Annotated in this window: 1 protein-coding gene; it reads left to right on the top strand. The window is 74.9% G+C overall.

The window, feature by feature from the left end:
* Positions 1-164: 164 nt before the first annotated feature.
* Positions 165-1,681 (top strand): type I polyketide synthase (locus ACEPPI_RS40450; protein ID WP_373920230.1); only part of this gene is annotated, 1,517 nt, incomplete at its 3' end.

Here is a 1,681-nt window from a genome sequence, read left to right as displayed (position 1 = left end):
CCCCCCCCCCCCCCCCCCCCCCCCCCCCCCCCCCCCCCCCCCCCCCCCCCCCCCCCCCCCCCCCCCCCCCCCCCCCCCCCCCCCCCCCCCCCCCCCCCCCCCCCGCCCCCCGACCACCACGGACAGACCCGTACGACCGCCTCTCTGGCATGGAGCCCACGCACATGGTGAACGAGGACAAGCTTCGCGACTACCTCAAGCGGGCGACCGCCGATCTGCGCCAGGCCCGCAGGCGGTTGCGCGAGGTCGAGGAACAGAACCAGGAGCCCATCGCGATCGTCGCGATGAGCTGCCGCTACCCGGGCGGTGTCCGCACCCCCGACGACCTGTGGCGGCTCGTCGCCGACGGCCGTGACGCCGTCTCGGGCTTCCCGGCGGACCGCGGCTGGGACGTGGAGACGCTCTACGACGCCGACCCCGACAGCGCCGGATCCAGCTACGTCAGCGAGGGCGGCTTCCTCTACGACGCCGCCCGCTTCGACCCCGCGCCCTTCGGGATCTCCCCGCGCGAGGCGATGGCGATGGACCCGCAGCAGCGGCTGCTGCTGGAGACCTCGTGGGAGGCCTTCGAGCGGGCCGGCATCGACCCGACGTCCCTGCGCGGCAGCCGGACGGCCGTCTTCGCCGGCGTGATGTACCACGACTACACCGCCCGCCTGGACTCCGTACCCGAGGGCGTCGAGGGCTTCCTCGGCACGGGCAGCTCCGGGAGCATCGCCTCGGGCCGCGTGGCCTACACCTTCGGGCTGGAGGGCCCGGCGGTCACCGTCGACACCGCCTGCTCGTCCTCCCTGGTCACCCTGCACCTCGCCGTGCAGGCCCTGCGGGCGGGGGAGTGCACCATGGCCCTGGCCGGAGGTGTCACCGTCATGGCGACCCCGGCCACCTTCACCGAGTTCAGCCGCCAGCGCGGCCTGGCCTCCGACGGCCGCTGCAAGCCCTTCGCCGCCGCGGCCGACGGCACCGGCTGGGGCGAGGGCGTCGGCATGCTCCTCGTGGAGCGCCTGTCCGACGCGCAGCGCAACGGACACCCCGTCCTGGCCGTGATCCGCGGCAGCGCCATCAACCAGGACGGCGCGAGCAACGGCCTCACCGCCCCGAACGGCCCCTCGCAGCAGCGCGTGATCCACCAGGCCCTCACCAACGCCCGTCTGGCGGCCGCCGACGTGGACGTGGTCGAGGCGCACGGCACCGGCACCACCCTGGGCGACCCGATCGAGGCCCAGGCCGTCCTGGCCACCTACGGCCAGGACCGGCCGGCCGACCGGCCGCTGCTGCTCGGCTCGATCAAGTCCAACATCGGCCACACGCAGGCCGCCGCGGGCGTCGCGAGCATCATCAAGATGGTCGAGGCGATGCGCCACGGCGTCGTACCGAAGACGCTCCACCTGGACGAGCCCACCCCGCACGTCGACTGGGAGGCGGGCGCCGTCTCCCTCATCGGCGAGACCCGCGACTGGCCGGAGACCGACCGTCCGCGTCGTGCGGGTGTGTCGTCGTTCGGGTTCAGCGGGACGAACGCGCATGTGATCGTGGAGCAGGCGCCGGAGCCGGCGGAGGCTTCGGCGGGTGGGGCGCGGTCGGGTATGCCGGTGGTGCCGTGGGTGCTGTCGGGTAAGAGTGCGGGGGCGTTGCGGGCGCAGGCGGAGCGGTTGGCGGGTCTGCCGGGTCTGGTGGATGT

This window comes from Streptomyces sp. AB3(2024) (assembly GCF_041862025.1).
Lineage (GTDB): Bacteria > Actinomycetota > Actinomycetes > Streptomycetales > Streptomycetaceae > Streptomyces.
This window is presented reverse-complemented; position numbering and strand designations above follow the sequence as displayed.